We start from the raw sequence: 26,013 nt of genomic DNA on the forward strand, positions 1-26,013 counted from the left end.
TCTTTTAACGCTTTACCAGCTTTGAAAGATGGGATTTTAGCAGCAGCGATTTGGATAGTAGCACCAGTTTGTGGATTACGGCCAGTGCGTGCAGCACGGTCACGTACAGAGAAAGTACCAAAACCAACTAGAGCAACTTGCTCACCATTTTGTAATTCTTCAGTTACAGCGCCAATAAATGAATCTAATGCACGACCCGCAGCAGCTTTAGAAATGTCAGCGCCTTCAGAAATTTTCTCGATAAGTTGAGATTTATTCACAGTGTATACCCCTTCAATTGTTATTATTACAACGCTATCTTTATTTCTCTTTAATGAGAGTTTAATAAAAGTTCGTCCTGCAGAAAACTAAAGTTACACTATGTAATTTTATTTCTTTTGAACATCAAGCGCCGAGTTTAAAAAATACTATTACGACTAGACCTCTTTAACAAAATCTATGGAGTTATAAAACCTCATAGACATACTAAACAAGGGGTCTAGCGACATAAGCGTAGTTAACTTACCATAGTTTCAGCGTTTGAAAAGCCTTTATTTCATTTTTTTCTAATTTTTTGCCTTTTTTTTACAATTTTTATTGAATTACATCAAAAAAACGCCTTTTCTCGCGTAAAAATTATTCTGCCTGCCATTGCTCTACTGGATGTTCAAGCGCAATGGAAAGTACTTCATCAATCCATTTTACTGGGTGAATTGCTAGATCAGCTTTCACATTTTCAGGAATTTCTTTAAGATCTCGTGCATTTTCATGTGGAATAATGACCGTTTTAATACCGCCTCTATGTGCTGCTAATAACTTTTCTTTTAAGCCACCAATTGCTAAAACTTCACCGCGTAATGTAATTTCACCAGTCATCGCAACTTCAGCTTTAACCGGATTACCTGTCAAACTAGAAACTAATGCTGTACACATACCGATGCCAGCACTTGGACCATCTTTTGGCGTTGCTCCTTCAGGTACATGGACGTGAATATCACGCTTTTCATAAAAGTCATCATTGATACGTAGTTTTTCTGTTCTGCTACGCACAACTGTCATGGCTGCTTGAATAGACTCTTGCATCACATCACCTAACGAGCCGGTATAAGTTAGTTTACCTTTACCTGGTACGGAGGCTGTTTCAATAGTAAGTAATTCACCACCCACCTGTGTCCAAGCTAAACCAGTCACAAGCCCAACACGATTTTCATCATCGGCTTTACCGTAATCAAAACGTTGAACACCTAAAAATTCATCTAGATTATCTTGAGTTATAGTTACTTTTTTCAATGCTTTATCAAGTAATATCGCTTTTACGGCTTTTCGGCAAAGTTTTGAAATTTCACGTTCTAAGCTTCGAACTCCAGCTTCACGGGTGTAATAGCGAATAATACCGATAATGGCACTATCATCAATGGCAATCTCTTTGGCTTTTAATCCATTACGCTTGATTTGTTTATCTAGTAAATGACTACGAGCTATATTGAGCTTTTCATCTTCAGTGTAACCAGATAAACGAATTACTTCCATACGATCAAGTAGTGGACCAGGAATATCCATGCTATTAGAAGTAGCCACAAACATAACGTCTGATAAGTCGTAATCAACCTCTAGATAATGATCATTAAAATTAGTATTTTGCTCAGGGTCTAATACTTCCAATAAGGCTGAGGCAGGGTCGCCGCGCATATCTGAAGCCATTTTATCAATTTCATCGAGTAAGAATAACGGGTTCTTAACACCAACTTTTGACATTTTTTGAATAAGTTTACCTGGCAAAGAGCCAATGTAAGTACGACGGTGACCACGAATTTCCGCTTCATCACGTACCCCGCCCAATGCCATACGTACATACTTTCGACCCGTAGACTGTGCAATAGATTGCCCTAAAGAAGTTTTACCAACACCTGGAGGACCAACTAAGCATAAAATAGGACCTTTAAGCTGTGTAACTCTCTGTTGAACGGCTAAATACTCAAGAATTCGCTCTTTAACTTTATCTAACCCGTAATGATCTTTATCTAATACATCTTGAGCTAGAGCAAGGTTGCGTTTTAATTTACTACGCTTCTTCCATGGTACATTAAGCATGCAGTCTATATAGCTTCTAACGACTGTTGCTTCGGCAGACATAGGAGACATCATCTTCAGCTTCTGTAACTCGGCTAGGGTTTTATCCTTAGCTTCAGTTGGCATTTGCGCTTCATCAATTCGCTTCGCCATTTGCTCAAGCTCATCAGGAGTTTCATCACCTTCGTTAAGCTCTTTTTGAATAGCTTTCATTTGCTCATTCAAATAATACTCACGCTGACTTTTTTCCATCTGTTTTTTAACGCGGGTGCGAATTTTCTTCTCAACCTGAAGTAGATCTATTTCGCCTTCCATCAGCGCCATTAAATGTTCTAATCGCTTAGTAACATCGATAATTTCTAATACTTTTTGCTTGTCAGCTAACTTCAGTGGCATATGTGCCGCCATAGTATCAGCAAGTTGTTGGGCATCGTCGATACCTGAAACAGAAGTTAACACTTCTGGTGGAATTTTTTTATTGAGTTTTACATAGCCTTCGAACTGTGAGATTGCCGAGCGTATTAGCACTTCATGATCTTCACCTTGCTCAGTTGCCGCATCTAAATATTCGATTTCTGCGCTAAAATATTCTTGGGTTTCAACAAATTGACATACACACGCTCGTTGAACACCTTCAACAAGAACTTTTACCGTGCCATCAGGTAGTTTCAACATTTGTAAAATAGTAGCAACGGTACCAATTTGGTAGACATCATCTGCTTGAGGATCATCAATAGCGGCATCTTTTTGGGCAACCAAAAAAACTTGCTTGTCATTTTCCATTGCCAGATCTAAACAGCGAATAGACTTTTCACGGCCAACAAATAAAGGGATAACCATTTGTGGATAAACAACAACATCGCGCAAGGCAAGAACGGGGATTTCAACTACAGCAGATAATTCTTCAGTCATGACTGTCTCTTTGGGAAAAGTTATAATTTACTTACTAGAAAAGTATATGGGGAGAAGTGTTGATACTTTCAATGCCATAAATAAAAAAAGAGCCTTACGGCTCTTTTTACTTGTTACTTTTATATGAAATAGAAATAAATTTCTATTCAGATGCAGCCTGATCTGGCTGGCTGTCATAAATAACTAAAGGTTTAGATTCACCTTTAATTGTTGTTTCATCAACAACAACTTTACTGACATTAACCATAGAAGGTAGTTCGTACATAGTATCAAGTAAAACGGCTTCAACAATTGAACGTAAACCACGTGCGCCTGTTTTTCTGTCCATTGCTTTGCGAGCAATAGCATTTAAAGCATCTTCTCTAAATTCTAATTCAACTTTTTCCATATCAAATAAAGCGGTAAATTGCTTAGTTAAAGCATTTTTAGGCTCTTGAAGAATTTGAATTAAAGCGGCTTCATCAAGCTCACGTAAAGTTGCTACAACAGGAAGACGACCAATAAACTCAGGTATTAAACCATATTTAACTAAATCTTCTGGTTCAACTTCTTCTAAGCGCTCCGTTAATGTAGCTTCTTGATCTTTACCACGAACTTCTGCGCCAAAACCAATACCTGTACCAGTATGACAACGTTGCTCAATTACTTTATCAAGCCCAGCAAAAGCGCCACCACAAATGAAGAGTATTTTAGAAGTATCTACTTGTAAAAATTCTTGTTGAGGGTGCTTACGGCCACCTTGTGGTGGTACTGAAGCAATAGTACCTTCAATTAACTTCAATAAAGCCTGTTGAACACCTTCACCAGAGACATCTCGTGTAATTGATGGGTTATCCGACTTGCGTGAAATTTTGTCTATTTCATCGATATAAACAATACCACGTTGCGCTTTTTCAACATCATAATCACACTTTTGCAATAGCTTTTGAATGATGTTTTCTACATCTTCACCAACATAGCCAGCTTCTGTTAATGTTGTTGCATCAGCCATAGTAAATGGCACATCAAGTAAACGAGCTAATGTTTGAGCTAATAATGTTTTACCGCTACCCGTTGGGCCAATAAGTAAAATATTACTTTTGCCTAATTCGACACCGTTATGAGAGTCACCATTTCGTAATCGCTTATAATGGTTATAAACCGCAACTGCCAATACTTTTTTAGCGTGGTCTTGACCAATAACGTAATCATCTAAACTTTCACGTATTTCAATAGGTGAAGGCAATGATTCTTTTTCTTCTTTCGGTGATATTTCTTTTATTTCTTCGCGAATAATGTCGTTACATAATTCAACACACTCATCACATACAAATACTGATGGACCTGCGATCAACTTACGTACTTCATGTTGGCTTTTACCACAAAATGAGCAGTAAAGTAACTTACCGTTATCACCATCTCCATTTTTAATATCGGTCATGCCTACCTCTAAATCTAATAAATCCGTTAATGACTACTATTTTTTTGAAAGTAAATTTATCTAAATAAATTATAGTATAGTAGCCATTAAATCATTATTTAAGCGGTTGCTTAAATAAAATTAACTATTTCTTTGTTCTAATATGGCGTCAACTAACCCATATTCAACCGCACTTTCTGCACTTAAGAAATTATCTCGATCGGTATCTTGTGCAACCGTTTCTAAAGGCTGTCCTGTATGGTCTGCCATCAAACGATTTAATTTATCTTTAATATATAAAATCTCTTTCGCATGAATTTCAAAATCAGATGCTTGACCTTGGAAACCACCAAGTGGTTGATGAATCATAACTCTCGCATTAGGTAAACAGTAACGCTTACCTTTCTCGCCACCAGACAGTAAAAAAGCGCCCATGCTTGCAGCTTGACCAATACAAACCGTACTAATATTAGGCTTTATAAACTTCATAGTATCGTAAATAGCCATACCTGCAGTCACAGAGCCACCAGGAGAATTGATATAAAGAAAAATATCTTTGTCTGGGCTTTCAGATTCTAAAAACAACAATTGGGCAATAATTAAATTTGCCATGTGATCTTCAACTTGACCACATAAGAAGATGACACGCTCTTTTAACAGACGTGAATAAATATCATAAGAGCGCTCACCTTTAGCTGTTTGTTCAACAACCATAGGGACTAATGCACTTTCAATAGCACCTGTTGTGCCTTGATTTGGTACTGATGAATGAGTTTGAGACATGTTTTGAGGATTGAACTGAGAATTAAACAATGTATTCCTTCCCTTTATAAAAAATAAAATGGCTTATATGTTTCCATATAAGCCATTTAAGCGATTGCTTAGCTTAATGTCAATCGAAAAGTACGACTGAACGAAGTATTACTTCCCTTCTGGGTTCATAATCTCTGAAAAGCTAGCTTTTTTATCTTTTACTTTCGCTTTTTCAACTAAAAGCTCAACTGCTTGCTCTTCTAAAGCAACATTTTGCATTTGTTGCATTAGCTCTTTGTTGTTAGCGTAGTATTCAATAACTTCTTTAGGGTCTTCATATGCTGAAGCAGCAGTTGCGATCAACTCGTCAACTTTAGCATCGTTAACTTTAATTTCGTTAACTTTAATCACTTCACCTAAAAGTAAGCCAATTTTTACGCGACGTTCAGCTTGATCTTTGAACATTTCGCTTGGTAGTTCAGGTAAGTTGTTAGGGTCCATTTGACCTTGGAAACGTTGCATAGCTTGCTGACGTAAAACATCAACTTCTTGTGCAACTAAAGCCGCAGGAACGCCTACTTCATGACTTGATAAAAGGCCTTCAATTACTTGCTCTTTAACTTTAGCTTTAACCGCTTGAGATAATTCGCGTGCCATATTTTTGCCAACTTCTTCGCGTAAGGCTTCAACACCACCTTCTTCTACGCCGAAAAGTTTAGCAAAATCTTCATCGACTTTAGGTAAAACAGAACCTTCAGTTTTATGAACAACGATATCGAATTCAGCTTCTTTGCCTTTTAGGTTTTCTGCATGGTAATCATCAGGGAAAGTTACAGAGATAGTTTTCTCTTCACCAACTTTCATACCAGTGATTTCTTTTTCAAAACCTGGGATCATACGACCAGCGCCAAGCTCTAATTCAAAACCTTCAGCTTTACCACCTTCAAACGCTTCACCGTCAACACGGCCATCAAAGTCGATAGTTAACTTATCGCCTTTTTTAGTTTTACGCTTATTTTCTTTCCACGTTTGATGTTGCTTTTGCAACGTAACAAACATTTCATCTAAATCTTTGTCTGTTACTTCAACTGCAGGGCGTTCAACCGCAATCTTTTCTAAATCTTTTAATTCTACTTCAGGGTAGATTTCAAACGTCGCTTCAAACTCTAACGCTTTGCCATCTTCATTACTTTTAGCAGTAAAAGATGGACGACCAGCAGGGTTAATTTTTTCAGCTACAATAGCATCAACAAAACTACGTTGCATGATTTCGCCAGCAACTTCTTGTCTTACAGAGGCTCCGTAACGTTTTTGAATCACTGATGGTGGAACTTTTCCTGGACGAAAACCATTGATACGCTGGGTTTTAGCAACTTGACGAAGACGGTTTTTAACTTCAACATCTACTGTTTCGGCAGGAACTGAAATAGTCAAACGACGTTCCAAACCTTGTGTAGTCTCAACTGAAACTTGCATTTATATACCTCAAAACTTAGCGTGCTACGCTATTTAATTCGCACCCGATTTAATCTATTTATTATTAAGTCAATAAAAGAACTAAAGATGCCTTGCTCATACGAACGGTTAAAATTTGTGACGCAGAATTATAGCGGGGCTTCAAACAAGATACAAGTGATAAGTTCATGGGAGTTATTGAAGTATTTATAAGTGTTTAAATCATTGGAATTTTAGTAATTCAGTTTTAACTTATCATCCCTTCCTTAAAAATAAAAAGTCCAAGATAGTGGGAAGTTACCATTGTATTATCTCGATTTTTAACCAGACTAATAGCGTCATTCTAATAGTAAAGGAACTAAAAAGGAGCACATCGATTACTGCGTACATCCTGTACTACGCCCTTCGGGTCGCACTACGTGCGTTCAAAATTGTTCCAGACAATTTTGTCGACTTGCTTCGTAAGTTCTTATGGTCAATTAAATTTTTATGAATATAGTTTCTAGGGAGAGATAATAAAAGTGGTCGGTGATGCAAGATTCGAACTTGCGACCCCTTGGACCCAAACCAAGTGCGCTACCAAGCTGCGCTAATCACCGATTTTTACTAATACTTTAATACTTGAGTATTATTAAAGTTAAAGATGGGGTGGCTAATGGGACTTGAACCCACGACAACCGGAATCACAATCCGGGGCTCTACCAACTGAGCTATAGCCACCATAACTTTATGACACGCCTGTTAATGGCACGCCCTAAAGGATTCGAACCTTTGACCCACGCCTTAGAAGGGCGTTGCTCTATCCAGCTGAGCTAAGGGCGCACGAGGCCTAACAGGTGTTACTTTTTCATGTTAATAAATATTAAAAGCAACGCTTTTCATAAATAACTAAAAAGAAAAAATGGTCGGTGATGCAAGATTCGAACTTGCGACCCCTTGGACCCAAACCAAGTGCGCTACCAAGCTGCGCTAATCACCGACATATCGTTTTCAACAACTAAAATTTCATCTTAAAACTGAAGAAATGATTCGCTGCTTTCAACGGGTGCGGATATTACCGAGTTGCGCTATTCCAGTCAAACCTTTTTTATAAAAAAATACATGTTCGCTCACTTTTAGCGCAACTTGCACAATTAGTGTCGAATCTAAGCTAGTTTATCGGTAAAACTCGGTAATTTTTCAATATCGCTAGCAAATTCCTGATTTATGTTTTTCGTGAGAATTTAATATAACTCTTAACTATGACTAATCTAGAGTTTGTGGCAAAATAGCGCCGATTAAATTCGCCCATTTACCCATTAATTTATTCAAGGTTACAGTTAAGTATTATGACGGCATCATTGATTGACGGCAAAGCTATTGCCAAACAACTTAGAGACTCAGTTAAGGAAAAAGTTAGCCAACGGGTTAATAATGGCCTAAGAGCTCCTGGATTAGCTGTTATATTAGTAGGTTGCGATGCAGCTTCACAGGTTTATGTTGGCAGTAAGAGAAAAGCTTGTGAAGAAGTGGGGTTTGTTTCTCGCTCTTACGATTTGCCCACGACTACTTCGCAAGATGAACTTTATCAATTAATTGATGAGTTAAATAATGATAGTGCAATTGACGGCATCCTTGTACAACTACCTTTACCTGAAGGGCTAGATGCCAATTTAATAATAGAACATATTAACCCTGAAAAAGACGTCGATGGTTTCCATCCAGCCAATGTCGGTAAGCTTGCTCTGCGTCAACCAGGCTTACGCCCTTGTACGCCAAAAGGTATCATGAAATTAATTGAGTCCACTAAGGTTAAACCTCATGGTTTAGAAGCTTTAGTTGTTGGAGCCTCTAATATTGTTGGTCGCCCAATGACATTAGAGCTATTACTTGCTGGTTGCACTGTAACTACTACTCATAGATTTACCAAAGATCTTGAAACTAAAGTGCGAAACGCTGACTTGATAGTTGTTGCTGTAGGTAAGCCAGAGTTTATTCCAGGGGAATGGATTAAAGAAGGCGCTATGGTTATTGATGTTGGAATAAATCGTTTAGAGACCGGAAAACTTGTTGGTGATGTCGGTTTTGATATTGCTAAAGAGAAAGCTGCTTTTATTACACCTGTTCCCGGTGGTGTTGGCCCGATGACAGTGGCAAGTTTGATTGAAAATACCCTAATCGCTTGTGAGCAGTTTGGGAAATAATTCAATAGACCCTCATTATAAAAAAACCAGCATCAGCTGGTTTTTTTTATGATAATTGAAACTACAAAAACAAAGCTACGCTTTACGCCAAGTCGTTTTTCCAGCGCTATCTTCTAATATTATCTTCATTTCATTTAGTTTATCTCTTGCTTCATCAGCAAGCGCCCAATTTTTATCTGCACGAGCTTGATTACGTTGCGCTATTAACGCTTCAATAACCGCCACTTCATCATCATCATTTTGACCTTGTAAAAAGCTCTCTGGCTCAAGCTGCAATAAACCTATAACGCTACCAAGCGCTTTTAACGTTGCCGCTAACTCACTTGCTTGGGCTGAGTTTTCATCTTTGGCAACATTAAGATCTTTGGCAACTTCAAACAAAACAGCAATCGCTTGTGGGGTGTTAAAGTCGTCATCCATTGCTTGACAAAATTGCTGAACATAAGGCGACTCTTTATCTAATGTAAAGTTAGTCTGAAGTTCAACATCTCTTAAAGCTGTATATATACGCTCTAATGAAGCTCTGGCTTGTGTTAAATTATCCGTAGAGTAATTTAATTGACTGCGGTAGTGGCCTGTTGTTAAGAAGAAACGCACCGTTTCAGCGTCATACTGTGCTAATACATCACGAATAGTAAAAAAATTCCCTAAAGATTTAGACATTTTTTCCTGATCAACCTGCACCATTCCTGTATGCATCCAATAGTTTACATAAGGGGTATCAAGTGCACAGCAACTTTGTGCCACTTCATTTTCATGATGTGGGAATTGTAAGTCTGAGCCGCCACCATGAATATCAAAATGATTACCTAACTCTTTAGCGTTCATTGCTGAACACTCAATATGCCAACCAGGGCGTCCTTCTCCCCATGGAGAAGACCAACTTGGCTCACCCGGCTTAGCTGACTTCCATAAGACAAAATCTAACGGGTTATTTTTTGATTGATCCACATCCACTCTTGAGCCAGCTTGAAGCTGCTCTAAGTTTTGACCACTCAACTTGCCATAATCAGCATAGCTTGATACATCAAAAAGCACATCCCCCTGGCCTGTAGTATTAGCATCACCACCGGCAATATAAGCATGTTTTTTTGCAACTAACGTTTCAATCATGGCGATTATTTCAGCCATATGTGTTGTTACACGAGGCTCAAGATCAGGACGCTTCATATTTAAAGCATCAAAATCTTCATGCATATAACCAATAGTACGTTCAGTTAATTCATCGGGCGTTTCATTATTTTCAATAGCTCTGTTAATAATTTTATCTTCAACATCAGTGATGTTACGCACATAATTAACGTCTAAACCAGAAAATCTCATATAGCGTGCAATGTTATCAAAACTTATATAGGTACGAGCATGACCAATATGGCATAAGTCATAAACTGTGCAACCACAAACATACAATCCTACTTTTCCGGGGACAATGGGGGTAAAAACTTCCTTTTTACGGGTTAAAGTATTGTATATCTGTAACATGAGAACTAACGACTCCAGCGAATTAAAATGTTGCTTTGTAAAATTAAGATTGAATTGTACCCCAAGCATGCTTTTGAATCACCATAGCAGATGCACTTTATACAAACTTAGCGTACAATTCTGATAATTATTTACGTACACGAGAACCTTATGATTATATTCAAAACAACCCTTGGCGACATTAAAATAGAATTAGATTTTGATAATGCCCCTGTTACTGCTAAAAACTTCCAACAATATGTTGAAGAAGGTCACTATAACGGCACTATATTTCACCGCGTTATTAAAGGCTTCATGGCACAGGGTGGTGGCTTTGCTCCGGGTCTAGAAGAAAAAGAAACCCGCGCTAGCATTCAAAATGAAGCGAATAACGGTTTGGAAAACTCACGTGGTACATTAGCCATGGCACGTACTCAAGAGCCTCATTCAGCTTCGGCACAATTTTTTATCAATTTAACTGATAATGGCTTTTTAGATTTTAAAAATGAATCTGTGCAAGGTTGGGGTTATTGTGTGTTTGGTAAAGTGGTTGAAGGAATGGACGTTGTTGACAAAATGACCTTAATCGAAACTGGCAACCTACATGGCCATGGAGATGTTCCAAAAGAAGATATTATCATTGAGTCAGCTATAGTTGAGTAACTATCAGCCTAATAATCAGCAAATCACTTATTTTATTGCTGATTTACATTTAGCGCAAAACAGGCCTGATATTACCGCCTGTTTTTTGCGCTTTTTAAAATATGATGCTGTACATGCTCAAACACTCTATATTTTAGGTGATTTATTTGAAAGCTGGATTGGCGATGATGATGATAGTCCTTATTTAAAAACTATCGCTAAAGCTTTAACAACATTGTCCAGTTTCGGCACTGAGATCTACTACATTCATGGTAATCGAGATTTTTTATTAGGTGATAAATTCGCTAAAAAATCTTCAATGACTTTATTACCCGAAGTAGACTTCATTGATTTATATGGTCAAGAAGTTGTAATAATGCACGGTGACACTTTATGCACCCGTGATGTTGCTTATCAAGCCTTTAGAAAAAAATCTCGCTCGTGGTGGTGGCAAGCGATGATCAAAAGCCTACCTTTATTCATTCGTAAGAAAATTGCAGCCGATTACCGTAAAAAAAGCGCAGCCGCAACAGCTACTAAATCACAAGAGATCATGGATGTTACGCCTGAAGAGGTCGTCAATTGCCTTGAGAGCTATCAAAGTCAGCTATTAATCCATGGACATACCCATAGGCCAGCCGTACATGATATTACTGCTAATGGTAAAAAAGCTAAACGTATTGTATTAGGAGATTGGTACGAGCAAGGGGCTTGGCTAAAAGTGACCCCTGAAAGTATTGAGCTTTTAAATAAACCCTTAGTTTGATACTGGCACACCAGAATGAAACTTAAAATCTTCATCTGGTGTTGAAATTAACTCTGCTTCTGTTTCACCAAATAATTTAATTCGATCTGTGATGTCTTTACCTGCTATCTCTTTAGCAAGAGATAAATAGTCTTGATAATGGCGTGCTTCTGAGCGTAATAAAGAGATATAGAAATCCCCTAACTTTTTATCAACATGTGGGGCTAGTTTAGCAAACCGTTCACATGAACGCGCTTCAATATATGCGCCGCAAATTAACTTATCAACCAAAGTATCAGGCTCATGTGTTTTAACGTTCGATAGCATGCCTTTTGCATAACGCCCAGGGGTTATATGTTTATACTCTATGCCATAATCATCCATAATCTCTAGTACTTGATAAAAGTGATGCAGCTCTTCTTTAATCAATAAAACCATCTTATCAATCAAATCTTGACCATAAGGTGAATTAGATTTTGGAATCACTGATTTAGTGAGTTTATTTTTACTTGAAAAATCTTTCCAGTCACCCGTCTTTTTATAAACAAATTGCTCAAATGGACGCAACCATTCTAACAGTGCCTGACCACTTTCCGCATCTACGGCATATTTTCTTATTAAAAACATAGCAGATTGGGCAGCCTTCAATTCACATACTAGATGATCTATAAGGACAACAGGTAAATTCTCTTTTTTAATTGCTTCATCAACCCAAGCTTGAGGTGTATCGCATTTTAAAAAGGACTTAATTGGGGCTAATAAATTTTCGACTGACATGAATTAAACTTACAAGTAATAAACGATAAAGATGAAGAAATTTTATCATATTCATATCAAGAATTATGCTGCTTTTTATTGAGGTTAAATAACAAATAATACGAATACTATCGATTAGGGCTTAAAACTCCCCAAACTTAGCGCCTATTTAAATACAATAGCATTAACGGCCCCCTTTTTGTTTATAGGCCTAAATAGCTAAAACATATTTATTACCTCCTGCATTGATACGCCATTTACTGTGTACATATCATCATTTTGCTATTTAAAAATTTGTTTTCTTGAGATACTAGCTTAATCACACTTCACTGGCCTGTTTATACTATGACAAATTCTGCTAAAAATTCTCTCGCCAAACAATTAATTGAGCGTCATAAAGATTTAACCCATACAGAAAATATTAAAGTAATTTCTCATGTGCAAAGAGAAAGTGAGGATTGGTACCTTAATACTTTGATGTTAGAAAATATTGATGTGCCATTTAAGTATAAACGTAAAAAACTCTACAAAAGTTTACAGGGTCAAAGGGTAAATATTACTTATTACCCTAGTGCTGAAAATGTCGCTGGCTTTGAAATAGAAATCATGAATATTGTGCGTATAAAAGTCACTTAATCACTTCTTATATATTAAATTATCGTTCAGTTTTTCTCATACTTTTTATATCACTTAACGATAAGTAGATTTTTTTTATTTATTTTGAATATAAAAACCAGTTATTTTCAATTAATTCAGCTTGAATTTCAAACAACTCTTGACGAATGCTTAGCCATATTCCATAAATAGGTTATCGACAATAAAAATTATCAACGTCGAACGTTCATCTAGCAAACAAAATAACAATTAAACAGATAATTTTGCTAGTTGATTAATTGGGGATTGAAAGAGGAAGTTATTATGATATTAAATCATATTTGGGGATTATACGCTCATCCGAAAGATGAATGGCAAACGATTGAGAAACGTCATGAGAGCTTAATGTATAGTTTGATCCATATTTTAGTGGTTGCACTTATACCAGCAATTTGTGGTTATTATGCTGCAGCTCATATAGGTTGGACAATAGGCGTTGGCGATCCAATAAAAATTAGTCAAGGTCGTGCACAAATAATGGCAATCGCCATGTATTTTTCATTGATTTCAGGAGTATTCGCTCTCGCCTACTTAATTCAATGGATGGCAAAAACTTTTGACTCCAAACCAAACTTCATACAATGTCTTGAATTAGCCGCTTATACCGCAACACCTATGTTGATGGTTGGTGTAACCGCACTTTACCCTGTGCTTTGGTTTGTTGCTTTAGCAGGTCTGGCAGCAGTAAGTTACTCCGTTTATCTTTTATATTCTGGTGTGCCTATCATGATGAGTATCCCTGAAGAAAAAGGCTTTATTTATTCAAGCTCGGTAGTCACATGCGGTCTTGTTTTACTCGTTGGTCTTATGGCATTCAGTGTAATTATGTGGAGCTTGGGTTTTGGCCCAGAGTACGTCTCATAAAATAGCACCTGATAAATGAAAAATGACGCTAATTCGTAAGAACTAGCGTCATTTTTTATATCTGCTTACTCGGCATTTTAAAAGCGTTATTCAGCGCCTTCGTTATGCATATCAATAATTGAGTCGGCATTCTTGTCCGAGTTCTCTTTAGTCGTGTTATTACGCATAGCATCAAGCTTTTCTAGGTAATCATGGCTAATATCATTAGTCACATAATTACCATCAAATACTGATGTATCAAATGTTTTAATCTCAGGGTTATGAGTACTAACCGCTGCAACTAAGTCTTCAATAGATTGGAAGATAAGCTTATCAGCACCAATCAAACTACAAATATCTTCAACTTCACGGCCATGAGCGATGAGTTCATTAGCACTTGGCATATCAATACCGTAAACATTAGGAAAACGTACTTCAGGAGCAGCTGAGGCGAAATAAACTTTTTTCGCTCCAGAAGAACGTGCCATCTCGATAATTTGTTCTGAAGTGGTACCACGTACAACAGAGTCATCAACAAGCAAAACATTTTTGCCTTTAAACTCAGCACCTATTGCATTCAGCTTTTGACGAACAGATTTTTTACGCTGCTCTTGTCCTGGCATGATAAACGTACGACCAATATAACGGTTTTTAACAAAGCCTTGACGATAAGGTAGTTCCAATTTATTCGCTATTTGTAGTGCTATATCACACGACGTTTCAGGGATTGGAATAACAACATCAATATCGACATCTTCCCATTCCTTAACAATTTTCTCACCAAGTTTTGTGCCCATTTCAACTCGTGAAGCATAGACAGACATTTTATCCATCGTTGAATCAGGGCGAGCGAAATAAACAAATTCAAAAATACATGGATTATAAGTAGGTTTTTTAGCACATTGTTGACTATGGATTTGACCATCTTGTGAAAAGAAAATTGCTTCACCTGGAGCAACATCACGCACAAACTCAAATGAGCAGGCATCAAGAGCAACTGATTCTGATGCAACCATATATTCGATGCCATTTTCAGTTTCACGTTTACCGAATACTAATGGGCGAATACCGTTTGGATCACGAAAAGCCAACATACCGTACCCGACGATTAAAGCAACGGTAGCATAAGCACCACGTACTCGTTCATGAACATTTGATATCGAAGTAAAAACGTCGTCTGGAGTTAAGGTTACATTGGCACTTTGTTGTAATTCATGACCGAGAATGTTCAATAACAATTCAGAGTCAGACGTTGTATTTACATGACGACGAGCTTCAGTGTTTAACCAAACTTTCAGCTCTTCAGCATTAGTCAAATTACCATTATGAGCTAACGAAATACCATAAGGTGAATTAGCATAAAAAGGTTGGGCTTCTGATGAGCTAGAAGTACCTGCCGTAGGATAACGAACGTGACCTATGCCAATATTACCTTGCAAGCGCAACATATGGCGAGTATGGAATACATCCTTTACAAGTCCGTTGCCTTTTCTTAGGCGAAACGTATTGTCATGAATAGTAACAATACCGGCAGCATCTTGTCCGCGATGCTGTAACACAGTTAATCCGTCATACAAATATTGATTAACCGGGGTTTTACCGACAATACCAACAATACCACACATGAACTTTTTCTCCGCTTGAAACCTAGGTTGTTATTTAATAATAAAACTAAGTTAGAAAACTTGATGATTGTTTAAGATACTCAAAAAACCATTCCACAACTAACCTAAATTCAGGAATTAATTGTGACTCTTTCCACCAATTACTTGCCGCCGCACCTGTAAAGGCATCCATAAAGAATAGCACAGCACTTATAATTAACACGCCACGTAGCGCACCAAAAACGAGTCCCAGAACACGATCCGTCCCCGATAACCCCGTTTTACTCACTAACTGACCAATCAGGTAGTTAACAATTGCGCCGAGTATTAACGTGGCTATAAAGAGAATCGCGGTAGCTGCTGCATTTCGCAAGAATTGATCAGAAATATTGGTAAGAAGGTTAGCTAGATTTGCGTAAAATGTACTGGCAATAAAAAAGGCACTGATCCAAATAATTAGTGATACCGCTTCTTTAACAAAGCCGCGTACCAAACTAATTAACGTTGATACACCTATTACTGCCAAAATGGCATAATCTATCCAAACCATAACTTGAGTTTCTCATTGATTAGAGGCGCGCATTCTACCAGAATAGAATTGAAAATGCCTAAACTTTTTTATAGGCAGCTATTATTTTGTTGGATTAAAACGTGCAACTTTTCCTTGCACATTTGTAAGTTTTTTCAGTGCAGGAATTTGCTTCTCTAACGAAGATTTTATCAATTGTGGCCCAACAAATACTTTGGTTAAACTGCCCTGCTTCGTTTTTATCGGTTTAGTAAAAGCGCTATAACCATTCTTTTTAAGCTTTGCTAATAACTCGTCAACATTTTTCTTATGTCTAAAACTGCCTAATTGAATCACCCATGCCTCTTTATTTACTGCTTTTTCCGGCTGTAGCCCTAATTCAGGCTTATCAATAGGTGATGCATTGGCAGCGGTTTTGCTTTTTACCTTATCAGTGTTATTTTCTACAATAGCTTTTGGTTTAGTCGCAGGTGTGATCTTAGCTTCTTTATCTTGCTCAGCTATAGAGCTAGTGATTGTTTCTTTAGGCGTATCATCTAGTGCTTGTTCATTCACTATCTCAACTTGCTCTTTGATGATTAACTTATCTTCTGGAAATGGCTTTTTAGTCATTTTTCCAGTAAAAGCGGGCGCTTTAGGGATCGCTTCAAAGTCTGTTTGATTTGATTTTTTCTTACCATCGAGGACATCAGGTAAAAAGATAATTACAGCCGCTGCGACGATAACAGTACCAACAAGGCGATTTTGAAACGGTGTAGACAAACGAGACTCCAACTAAGTTAAATATAGAACCAAGCTAAATTAATAGCGTCCTAATTTCAGCAACTGTATAAAAAGAGCCAAAGACTAGAATTAAATCTGAGTGTTTAGCATTTTGAATAGCTATTTTAAATGCCTGAGTGACATTGTCAAAACAATTGATTGAATTACTAAATTCTAATAAAACGGCATTCATAGTATCAGTACTTGCAGCTCTGGGCGCATCAACAGGTGCTATATACCAATCGTCTACTTGCTCACTTAAACAAAGTAATGTGCTTGTGATGTCTTTATCAGCCAGCATCGCAGTAACAGCAATCACTCGACCATATTGTTTTTGCACTTTAAGTTTAGCTAGCTGCTCAGCTAAATATCTGCCGGCGTGAGGGTTATGAGCAACATCAAGCATGATATCACAATCAAGAGTAAACATTTCTGTTCTACCAGCAACCTTAGTTTGCTCAATGAGTTTATTCACTTTCTCGCTAGTAAGCGTAATACCTAACTGTGTTAATACCATTAGCGCTGTTGCGACATTATCGCGAGGAATATGAGTAGCAACTAAGTCAGTTAAGCAAATGGATTCGTCTTGATTAGTTGTAATGTGAGCATTGTTTTCAGAATTTTCGATATCTTCATTGTATTGCCATTGCCATTGCCATTGCCATAAGGCCGTTTGATGGTTTTTTATAGGTTGGTCAACAACACTAAAATCTACGCCTCTAACATTTACTTTTTCAAGGGCCTGTTTTTTTTCTCTTTTAGTTAATGATTGATTAACTTGTTGTGCATAATTTATTACCGACTTAGGAGAGTTAACATCACCAATAATAATATCTTGATTTGCACGCATAATTCCGGCTTTTTCAACGCCGATAGTTTCTCGGTCATTACCTAAAAAAGCTTGATGATCGATATCAACAGCAGTGATCACCGCAACATCAGCATCGATAATATTTGTAGCGTCTAAACGTCCGCCCAAGCCAACTTCTAAAATAATCACATCAGGCTTTTTTATCATAAGTACGAGAAACGCAGCTAACGTTGTAAACTCATAATAACTCAATGATATTTCAGCTCTTGCCTGTTCTATTTTTGTAAAAGCTTCAATAAGAGGCAGATCATCTATATCAACTTTGTTAATTCTTAACCTTTCGTTAAATTTTTCAATGTGAGGTGATGAATAGACCGCAACCGTCAAACCAGATCTTGAGGTATTATCGTGACAATGACTTTCATTAAGCAACGCATTTTCTAAAAAAGCACAGGTTGTGCCTTTACCATTAGTTCCTGCGACAGTAATAACAGTTGAAAAACTAAAATCTATGGCTAGACGTTCAGCGACTTGACCCACTCTTGATAAGCCAAGATCGATTTCAGTGTTGTGTATAGTTTCTAAATAACAAAGCCACTCGTTAAGGTTTTTACAACCTTTTGAGTGGCTTTTTGTTTGTTGTGACATGTACTGCTCTAATTGATATCTATAAAACTTAATCAGCTTGAGAAAGTGGACTAGGCTGCCCTGTAAACTTAGCTAACATGCGAGCTAATGTTTCACGCATATTGCGGCGATCTACAATCATATCTATAGCACCTTTTTCCAATAAAAACTCACTTCGTTGGAAACCTTCTGGTAGCTTTTCACGTACAGTTTGCTCGATAACGCGTGGGCCTGCAAAACCTATCAGTGCTTTTGGCTCAGCAACATTAATATCACCTAACATAGCAAGACTAGCCGAAACGCCACCCATAGTTGGGTCAGTTAAAACTGACACATAAGGTAAACCTTTTTCACTCATTTTAGCTAATGCCGCACTGGTTTTAGCCATTTGCATTAATGAGAACAATGCTTCTTGCATACGCGCCCCGCCACTAGCTGAAAAACAGATAAATGGTAGATCATGTTTAAGACAATACTCAACACCTGCAACAAAGCGAGCACCAACAACAGAGGCCATTGAGCCACCTAAAAAGGAAAATTCAAACGCGGCAGCGACTACGGGCATACCATGAAGTTCCCCCTTCATCACAACTAAAGCGTCTTTTTCACCGGTATTTTTTTGTGCTGCGCTTAATCTGTCTTTATAACGCTTTGAATCTTTAAACTTTAAAATATCTTGAGCTTCAAACTCTTCACCTAGCTCTAAACGGTTATCTTGATCAAGAAAGCTATCAATACGCTTGCGCGCGCTGATACGCATATGGTGATCACACTTTGGACACACAGAAATTTGTCTGTCGAGCTCTACTTTATAAAGTACAGCATTACATGAAGAACATTTACTCCAAACGCCTTCTGGAATATTGCGTTTTTGGGTAGATTTTGCTTTCGGGAGAATTTTTTCAATCCAGCTCATAATTTTATTTTTGCCTATTGCAACGAATATAAATCAACTTTTTGTAGGAAAAACAGTTACAAAAAATCAAATAGAATGTGAGAACAAATATAACCGTGAATTAGAACACACTTTAGGTCATGTTTTATATAAAAAACTGGTCTGTCTTGTTAAGTTATACCCTTTCTACAGGACTAATTCAAAAAAAGTGGTCCAAAAGGACGCTTAGGTAAATCAAATTGCTCAGGATAATCAACTTCAACAAAATATAACCCCTCTGGTGGAGCTGTTATTCCTGCCATGCAGCGATTTTTTAACTCAAGCACCGTTTTTATCCAATCCGTTGTTTCTTGAGATTGTCCTACACGCATTAAACTGCCAACAATATTACGTACCATATGATGTAAAAAGGCATTTGCTTTGATATCAACAATAATATATTCACCTTGTCGTGTAATTTCACAGTGCTGAATAGTTCTAACAGGTGAATGAGATTGACAGTGAACAGTACGAAAGGAAGTGAAGTCGTGTTTACCAATAAGGTGTTGTGCACCTTGGTGCATAAGCTTTTCATCTAAAGGATAGTGACAATGACTAATACCATGACTTAAAATGGCAGAGCGTAAGCGGTTATTATAAATAATATAACGGTAGCGTCTAGCAGTTGCGCTAAAGCGAGCATGAAACTCTTCACTCACTTCTTTCACCCAAGTTACAGCTATATCATCAGGTAAGTGAGTATTTACCCCTAAGGTCCAAGCAACGTCTTTGCGTATTTTATTTGTTTCAAAATGAACCACTTGATTAGTGGCATTTACACCAGTATCAGTACGACCAGCACAGACAACTTCGATTGACTCATCTGCAATCTTTGATAGAGCACGCTCTAATGTTTGCTGAACACTGACTACACTTTTTTGCCGCTGCCAGCCACAATAGTTTTTGCCATCATATTCGATGCCTAAAGCAAAACGCATGCAAACCTCTTATGTGCCAAATGAAAAATTAAAGTGGCGCATTATCTATTATTTTGCTTATCTATGCCAATAAAATTGGTCTATTACAAGCTATCCAATAAATCTTGAGCTTCGAGCTGTTGTTGGTTATTTCCTTGCTTTATCACTTCTTGTAAAATAACTTCGGCATTATCATTATCACCAATTTCAACATACACTTTAGCGAGATCAAGCTTAGCCGCCATCCCCGTTTCATCATCATCAACATCGATAGGATTTACATCTTTGGTGAACTCTTGGTACTCATTTAAACCAACATCAATGTTAGCTTCATTATAAGGTTCATCTGCTGTTAACTCTTCTTGGCTAGCTGATAATAATGAGTCAACAGAAACAAAGTTATCTTCTTCATTGCTATCTTCGCCATTCACAGCCCCTAAACCACTATTAGGATCATCAAAATCATCCAGTGAAATAGGTGAATCCAACTCATCACTCTGATTGAAATCAGCAGGTTGATTTACCACACTTGACTCTTCTTCAATGTTTGCTAGCAACTCATCAAATTCTAAGTTGTCTAGCTCTTGTATATCATTAATTTCAGTTGCTTCTGATATCGTATTTTCTTCGTCATCTTCACTTTCATTGAGAAGATCAGCTAAAACATTTTGATCTGAAAAGTCAGGAGTTAACTCTATTGTTTGCTCAGGCGCTTTATCATTTAGCAATTCAGCAAGGGTATCTTCATCAAAAGTACCTAACTGCTCAACAGCCAAGTCATCCCCTATATCAAGGGCCTCATCTTCTTCGGCTTCAGTGGCTATATTGTCATTTTCTACATCAGCGATAAGTGCGTCTATATCAAACTCTTCATCTTCCTCATTTAGCACTTCCTGGTTATTTTCAATAGAGTCGCTTTCAGTATTATTATTAAGAATATCACTAAAATCGACAGCTAAAAGTGGAGCAACATACTCTTCTGTTAAATTATCGATTTTGGCCTTATTTTCACTTTCTACCTTTGATGGTTTGCCTGCTTCTTCAGGCTCCGTTTCTTTAACATCCAAGTCTTCTAAGATATTTTCAATTTCTTCAGGATCTGTGATCTCTTTTGGCTCTGGTTCATCGGCTCCCATTGACTCAAGCAAGGCGTCAATATCATCTGGGTCAGTGATTTCTGCTTGTGTATCCTCTTCAACCTCGTCAGCCGTTGGCTCTTCATCTACATTCATAGAATCAAGTAGCGCATCAATATCATCAGGGTCTGTGATTTCTGCTTGTGTATCTTCTTCAACCTCATCAGCCGTTGGCTCTTCATCTATATTCATAGAATCAAGTAGGGCATCAATATCATCAGGGTCAGTGATTTCGGCTTGAGCATCCGCTTCAACCTCATCAGCTGAAGGCTCTTCATCTACATTCATAGAATCAAGTAGGGCATCAATATCATCAGGGTCGGTGACTTCAGTTTGAGCATCCGCTTCAATCTCTGCAGCTGGAGGCTCTTCACCTACGTCCATAGAATCGAGTAAGGCATCGATATCATCTGGGTCAGTGATTTCAGTTTTCGCTTCTTCTACATCCATAGAATCAAGTAAAGCATCGATATCATCAGGATCGGTGATTTCGGTTTGCGCTTCTTCTACATCCATAGAGTCAAGTAAAGCATCAATATCATCTGGGTCGGTAATTTCAGTTTGCGCATCCGCATCAACCTCTGCGGTTAGTGGCTCTTCATCTACGTCCATAGAATCAAGTAAGGCATCGATGTCATCAGGGTCGGTGATTTCAGTTTGCGCATCCGCTTCAACCTCTGAATCTGATGGCTCTTCATCTACGTCCATAGAATCTAATAAGGCGTCGATATCATCTGGGTCGGTGATCTCAGTTTGCGCATCCGCATCAACCTCTGCAGCTGGTGGCTCGTCATCTACGTCCATAGAATCTAATAAAGCGTCGATATCATCTGGGTCGGTGATTTCAGCTTGCGCATCAACTTCTTCTTCTGCTTCTGTGACAGGCTCCTCCTCAATAATGTCATCAACATCTGCATCAGCTAAAACATCATCAATATTTATTTCTTCATCGTCTTCAGTTGATGGCTCATCGTCAATGGATAATTCTTCATCAAGACTTCCGAGTAAATCATCAAGATCATTTTGATCAAGCTGATTATCTTCTAGAGCATCATCTTCTTGTGGCTCTTCTTCTGAAGGTTCAGCTAATAAAGAGTCAAGGTCACTTTGATCTAACTCGTCACTGCCCGTTTCTTCTAGATCTACCTCATCATCAAGTAAAATATCTTCAAGATCATCCAGATCATCTAATTCATCATCGTCGTCATCATCTAAATGAATAACATCGTCACTTGCACTGTCATCGGTTTCAAGCAAATCTACAGACAACTCATCATCTAACAGTAATTCATCGTCAAGAGAAAGTTCGTCGTCTAAAGATAGTTCATCATCAAGGGATAATTCATCGTCATCTAAGTCAATTTCTTCACTCTTAACTTCAGCTTCAGTTACCGGCTCTTCTTTCGTTTTTTTAGCTGGTTTCTCTTCAGCTGCTACAGGCTCAACTTTTCTGCGTTTAAGGATAATAGCAAATGCAATGATTAATAATATTGCCGGTAGCGTCATCATTAAACCAAGGAACCATTGGCTTGAAAGAATGCTGTCTTTTTCTAACTCTGCTTGCTGCTTTTCAAGTAATAATTCTTGCTCTCGTGCTTGCGCTTTAGCGAGTAAGGCTTGCTGCAGTTTGATCATATCATCCATTTGCAGCTTAATTTCTTTACCCTTGGCAACTTCTTTTTGCATAGTGCCTAATTGATTATTAAAGCTTGATAGGCGTTGTCGTAATGCTTCATTTTCTTTTAATATTGCCTGTAAACCATCGATAGAATCTAGAACATCACTTTGAATACTTTGCAGGCGCTGCTGTTGTTCGGTGTCAATTTTTTGCAGTTGATCATTAATTTCAACTTTAACGGTATCTAGATCTTTTTTATTTACTGTTGGCTCTTTAGGCTTAATGGCAGCTTTTGCGACCGTTTTAGGTTGCTTCTTTTGCCAGCTTTTTTCATCTTGATCTGACTTTTGTTGTGCTACAGCAGAGTTAACGGCCATCATTTGATTAAACGATGGAATTCTTAAGTATTGACCTTCAACTAGATGGTTAAAGTTACTATCTGCGAATGCTTGCGGGTTTGCTTGGAATAGAGCCTGCATTACCTGATATACAGTTAAACGATTATCAGGCCTAACTGTAAGGGCTATTTTCCATAATGTATCTCTTTTACTGATAGGTCCGTATCTATCATAGGGAAAAACATCACTACTTTTAGGGCCGCGCATGCGTATCCCTCGTTCTTCTTCTGCTATCATGGCTTGCGAGAAAGCAGGCGCACTTATAGCAAGCGTGCTCAGGGTTAGCACACTAAGAACAACCTGCCATAGGCACAGGTGTAATAATTTTTGCATTGAGGCTTTCCTAGTTATTATTTTTCTCAAAAATTAAGTAATGTCAACACATTGACATAATAAGATACCAAAAAACAAAGCAAAATTCATTCCATTAGGAATAGCTAAAATACAAGTATCTAACATAGATAATATCAAACTGAGTTATTAAAGGTTATTTTTTTACTTCAGAAAACGAAAAAACTCGCCATTAACATTATCACTAATGTTAACGACGAGTTTTCAATATTCTTGAGCGTTTTTAAACGTTAATTAAAACTTAGCTTAAATGCTCTTTTACTAGTAATTCAGCTATTTGAATACTATTTGTTGCCGCACCTTTACGTACATTATCCGCAACAATCCACATGTTTATGCCACAGTTATGACTGATATCTTCACGAATACGGCCAACATACGTTTCATCTTTACCGCTAGCATCGCCAATTTGTGTTGGGAAGTCTTCATCATTATGGCAAACCACTATACCTGGTGCTTGCGCTAATAACTCTTTCACTTCTTCTGCTGAAATTGGTGAGTTAGTTTCAATATGTAGCGCTTCGCCGTGACCAAAAAAGACCGGCACACGAACTGCGGTAGGGTTAACAAGTACATTATCATCTGACAATATTTTCTTCGTTTCCCAAACCATTTTCATTTCTTCTTTTGTGTAACCATTATCAAGAAAAACATCAATTTGTGGGATAACATTAAACGCTATTTGGCGAGAGAAATTCTTTGTTTCTACTGGCTTACCACTAAGTAAATCGGCTGTCTGTTTTGCCAATTCGTCCATGGCAGCTTTACCACCACCAGAAACAGACTGATAAGTGCTCACATTAACTCGGTTTATACCAACAGCATCATAGATAGGCTTTAAAGCCACCATCATTTGAATGGTAGAGCAGTTAGGGTTAGCGATAATATTACGGTTACGATATTCAGCCAACGCTTGTGGATTAACTTCTGGTACCACTAACGGGATATCTTCGTCGTAACGAAACTCAGAGGTATTGTCGATAACAATACAACCAGCATCACCAGCAATAGGAGCATATTTAGCAGATGTCGCGCCACCCGCTGAAAAGAAACCAATTTGTGCTTGGCTCCAGTCAAAATTATCAGCATCAAGTACTTCAATACTTTCACCGTTAAACTCAATAAACTCACCTGCTGAACGAGCACTCGCTAATGGGTAAAGCTTATTAATAGGAAAGTCTCTTTGTTCTAAAATTTCCATAATGGTTTTGCCAACCAAACCTGTTGCGCCAAGTACGCATACATCAAATTTCTGTGCCATGATCCTCTCTTCTCTATTAGTTGGACTTATACTCTTTTTATGAGTAGCTATTAAAACCTAAACGATGTGGCACATCGCAATAGGCCTCTGGTGATAGTGTTACAGTAACCGACGAAAACTCTCGACGAACTGGATAATTTTTTCTTAAGAAGTCAAAACCTTTACTGGCTAATTCTTCTCTAAAAATAGCGTCATCACGCCTGACATCATAAACAATTTTAACCAGTTTATTAACTAGGTTTTGGTCTGTATTGTCAGTTATTTTTATCTCGGAAATGCTGCTAATAGGTAACAAATGAGATAATGCAATTGTAGGCAACTTTCCTAGTTTTCGACATAGTGCCTGATATAACATTTCTGTGCCACGAGCTTTTCCTTCTAAGCTATAACCAGCAATGTGTGCCGTTGCTATTTCAGTGTAATCAATTAATGGGGTAAGTACTTCCGGCTCACCTTCCCAAACATCAAGAACCACTTTTAAACCATGCCCTTGCTGTTTTAGAGATAGTAACGCTTGGTTATCAATAACTTCGCCACGACAGGCACTGATTAAAATTTGATTTTCATTCAGTTGATTTAAACGCTCAGCATTAAGTAAATGGTAAGTCGCATGTTCTCCTGTAGTTGTCTTTGGTACGTGCAAGGAAATCACATCACAGGCAAGTACATCATCTAATGATGAAAACTCTCGATGATCATTATCATCAGCTTCTAGTATAGGATCACAAATCTTATATTCAATACCCAACGCCATTAGTTTCTCACTTAAGCGAGTACCAGTATTACCACCGCCAACAATACCGACACTAAGTTTAGGTAAATCTAATAAATAGCGCTCAGCAAGAACGACCAAAGCGCTGATCACATATTCTGCCACTGAAATGGCGTTACAGCCGGGTGCTGAATGAAATGAAATGTTGCGGCTGGCAAGATATTCTTGATCAATATGATCCATCCCGATGGTTGCCGTGCCGACAAAACTCAGTTTGTCATTTGCTGCTAATAGAGCTTTATTGACTTTCGTGATAGAACGCACTAGCAATACATCAGCATCATTAACTTGCGCAGGAGTTAGATCTCGACCAGAAAAAGATTGCAACTGAGTACTCATACCACAAATATCACTAAAAAATTCTTTAGCGTACGGCATATTTTCATCGAAAAGTATTTTCATAGTATGGGGAAATAAAGTTGATATTTAAAAGCTAATTAT

Annotated in this window: 21 protein-coding genes and 4 tRNA genes; 5 read left to right on the forward strand and 20 right to left on the reverse strand. The window is 37.8% G+C overall.

Going from position 1 to position 26,013, the window contains the following annotated elements:
• From AC27IF_RS15415 to AC27IF_RS15455, 9 genes are all read right to left on the reverse strand, one after another.
• Positions 1 to 260 (reverse strand): HU family DNA-binding protein (locus tag AC27IF_RS15415; protein WP_487055233.1); only part of this gene is annotated, 260 nt, incomplete at its 3' end.
• Positions 261 to 615: 355 nt separating this feature from the next.
• Entirely contained in the window at positions 616 to 2,961 is a 2,346-nt protein-coding gene (lon, locus tag AC27IF_RS15420) for an endopeptidase La (protein ID WP_487055234.1), read from the reverse strand.
• Between the two features lie 142 nt (positions 2,962 to 3,103).
• Positions 3,104 to 4,381 (reverse strand): ATP-dependent protease ATP-binding subunit ClpX, encoded by a 1,278-nt coding sequence (clpX, locus tag AC27IF_RS15425; protein WP_487055235.1) that lies wholly within the window; start codon positions 4,379 to 4,381, stop codon positions 3,104 to 3,106.
• Between the two features lie 120 nt (positions 4,382 to 4,501).
• Positions 4,502 to 5,143 carry an ATP-dependent Clp endopeptidase proteolytic subunit ClpP gene (clpP, locus tag AC27IF_RS15430; RefSeq protein ID WP_487055310.1) on the reverse strand — a complete coding sequence of 214 codons (642 nt, stop codon included), beginning with the start codon at positions 5,141 to 5,143 and terminating at the stop codon, positions 4,502 to 4,504.
• Positions 5,144 to 5,281: 138 nt separating this feature from the next.
• The gene (gene tig / locus AC27IF_RS15435; protein WP_487055236.1) at positions 5,282 to 6,589 is read right to left on the reverse strand and encodes a trigger factor; all 1,308 of its coding nucleotides are present in this window, start codon (positions 6,587 to 6,589) and stop codon (positions 5,282 to 5,284) included.
• Positions 6,590 to 7,090: 501 nt separating this feature from the next.
• Positions 7,091 to 7,167, reverse strand: a tRNA-Pro gene (locus AC27IF_RS15440).
• A gap of 45 nt (positions 7,168 to 7,212) precedes the next feature.
• Positions 7,213 to 7,288, reverse strand: a tRNA-His gene (locus AC27IF_RS15445).
• A gap of 25 nt (positions 7,289 to 7,313) precedes the next feature.
• Positions 7,314 to 7,390 (reverse strand) — tRNA-Arg (locus AC27IF_RS15450).
• Between the two features lie 80 nt (positions 7,391 to 7,470).
• Positions 7,471 to 7,547, reverse strand: a tRNA-Pro gene (locus AC27IF_RS15455).
• Positions 7,548 to 7,896: 349 nt separating this feature from the next.
• Between AC27IF_RS15455 and folD the strand changes: the two genes are divergently transcribed.
• Complete coding sequence (folD, locus tag AC27IF_RS15460; protein WP_487055237.1) at positions 7,897 to 8,751, forward strand: bifunctional methylenetetrahydrofolate dehydrogenase/methenyltetrahydrofolate cyclohydrolase FolD; 855 nt, start codon at positions 7,897 to 7,899, stop codon at positions 8,749 to 8,751.
• Between the two features lie 75 nt (positions 8,752 to 8,826).
• Here the strand turns inward: folD and cysS are convergent, their stop codons facing one another.
• Positions 8,827 to 10,233: a cysteine--tRNA ligase gene (gene cysS, locus AC27IF_RS15465; RefSeq protein WP_487055238.1), complete on the reverse strand. Its 1,407-nt coding sequence runs from the start codon at positions 10,231 to 10,233 to the stop codon at positions 8,827 to 8,829.
• Positions 10,234 to 10,383: 150 nt separating this feature from the next.
• Between cysS and AC27IF_RS15470 the strand changes: the two genes are divergently transcribed.
• A complete protein-coding gene (locus tag AC27IF_RS15470) occupies positions 10,384 to 10,875 on the forward strand; it encodes a peptidylprolyl isomerase (protein WP_487055239.1) in 492 nt (163 codons plus the stop codon).
• The gene (locus AC27IF_RS15475; RefSeq protein WP_487055240.1) at positions 10,868 to 11,620 is read left to right on the forward strand and encodes a UDP-2,3-diacylglucosamine diphosphatase; all 753 of its coding nucleotides are present in this window, start codon (positions 10,868 to 10,870) and stop codon (positions 11,618 to 11,620) included. The genes AC27IF_RS15470 and AC27IF_RS15475 overlap by 8 nt, the downstream gene beginning before the upstream one ends.
• Here AC27IF_RS15475 and miaE read toward each other — a convergent pair.
• A complete protein-coding gene (miaE, locus tag AC27IF_RS15480) occupies positions 11,612 to 12,376 on the reverse strand; it encodes a tRNA isopentenyl-2-thiomethyl-A-37 hydroxylase MiaE (RefSeq protein WP_487055241.1) in 765 nt (254 codons plus the stop codon). The two genes, AC27IF_RS15475 and miaE, sit on opposite strands and share 9 nt — an antisense overlap.
• A gap of 324 nt (positions 12,377 to 12,700) precedes the next feature.
• Between miaE and AC27IF_RS15485 the strand changes: the two genes are divergently transcribed.
• Together AC27IF_RS15485 and AC27IF_RS15490 are read left to right on the forward strand one after the other, a co-directional pair.
• Positions 12,701 to 12,991 carry a hypothetical protein gene (locus AC27IF_RS15485; protein WP_487055242.1) on the forward strand — a complete coding sequence of 97 codons (291 nt, stop codon included), beginning with the start codon at positions 12,701 to 12,703 and terminating at the stop codon, positions 12,989 to 12,991.
• Positions 12,992 to 13,273: 282 nt separating this feature from the next.
• Entirely contained in the window at positions 13,274 to 13,873 is a 600-nt protein-coding gene (locus AC27IF_RS15490; protein ID WP_487055243.1) for a Yip1 family protein, read from the forward strand.
• An 86-nt stretch (positions 13,874 to 13,959) separates the two neighbouring features.
• Here AC27IF_RS15490 and purF read toward each other — a convergent pair whose 3' ends face one another.
• From purF to AC27IF_RS15535, 9 genes are all read right to left on the reverse strand, one after another.
• Positions 13,960 to 15,477, reverse strand: coding sequence for an amidophosphoribosyltransferase (gene purF / locus AC27IF_RS15495; RefSeq protein WP_487055244.1), 1,518 nt, complete (start codon positions 15,475 to 15,477; stop codon positions 13,960 to 13,962).
• Between the two features lie 46 nt (positions 15,478 to 15,523).
• Entirely contained in the window at positions 15,524 to 16,006 is a 483-nt protein-coding gene (locus AC27IF_RS15500) for a CvpA family protein (RefSeq protein WP_487055245.1), read from the reverse strand.
• Positions 16,007 to 16,087: 81 nt separating this feature from the next.
• Positions 16,088 to 16,747: an SPOR domain-containing protein gene (locus AC27IF_RS15505; protein WP_487055246.1), complete on the reverse strand. Its 660-nt coding sequence runs from the start codon at positions 16,745 to 16,747 to the stop codon at positions 16,088 to 16,090.
• Positions 16,748 to 16,781: 34 nt separating this feature from the next.
• On the reverse strand, positions 16,782 to 18,206 hold the full coding sequence (gene folC, locus AC27IF_RS15510) for a bifunctional tetrahydrofolate synthase/dihydrofolate synthase (protein ID WP_487055247.1): 1,425 nt from the start codon (positions 18,204 to 18,206) through the stop codon (positions 16,782 to 16,784).
• Positions 18,207 to 18,234: 28 nt separating this feature from the next.
• Positions 18,235 to 19,101: an acetyl-CoA carboxylase, carboxyltransferase subunit beta gene (gene accD / locus AC27IF_RS15515; protein ID WP_487055248.1), complete on the reverse strand. Its 867-nt coding sequence runs from the start codon at positions 19,099 to 19,101 to the stop codon at positions 18,235 to 18,237.
• Between the two features lie 173 nt (positions 19,102 to 19,274).
• A complete protein-coding gene (truA, locus tag AC27IF_RS15520; RefSeq protein ID WP_487055249.1) occupies positions 19,275 to 20,057 on the reverse strand; it encodes a tRNA pseudouridine(38-40) synthase TruA in 783 nt (260 codons plus the stop codon).
• An 83-nt stretch (positions 20,058 to 20,140) separates the two neighbouring features.
• Positions 20,141 to 23,521 (reverse strand): FimV/HubP family polar landmark protein, encoded by a 3,381-nt coding sequence (locus tag AC27IF_RS15525; RefSeq protein WP_487055250.1) that lies wholly within the window; start codon positions 23,519 to 23,521, stop codon positions 20,141 to 20,143.
• Positions 23,522 to 23,780: 259 nt separating this feature from the next.
• Positions 23,781 to 24,800, reverse strand: coding sequence for an aspartate-semialdehyde dehydrogenase (locus tag AC27IF_RS15530; RefSeq protein ID WP_487055251.1), 1,020 nt, complete (start codon positions 24,798 to 24,800; stop codon positions 23,781 to 23,783).
• 37 nt (positions 24,801 to 24,837) lie between these two features.
• Positions 24,838 to 25,974 (reverse strand): 4-phosphoerythronate dehydrogenase, encoded by a 1,137-nt coding sequence (locus AC27IF_RS15535; RefSeq protein WP_487055252.1) that lies wholly within the window; start codon positions 25,972 to 25,974, stop codon positions 24,838 to 24,840.
• Between the last annotated feature and the right edge of the window lie 39 nt (positions 25,975 to 26,013).

The sequence above is a fragment of the Colwellia sp. KS18-150 genome (assembly GCF_057551365.1).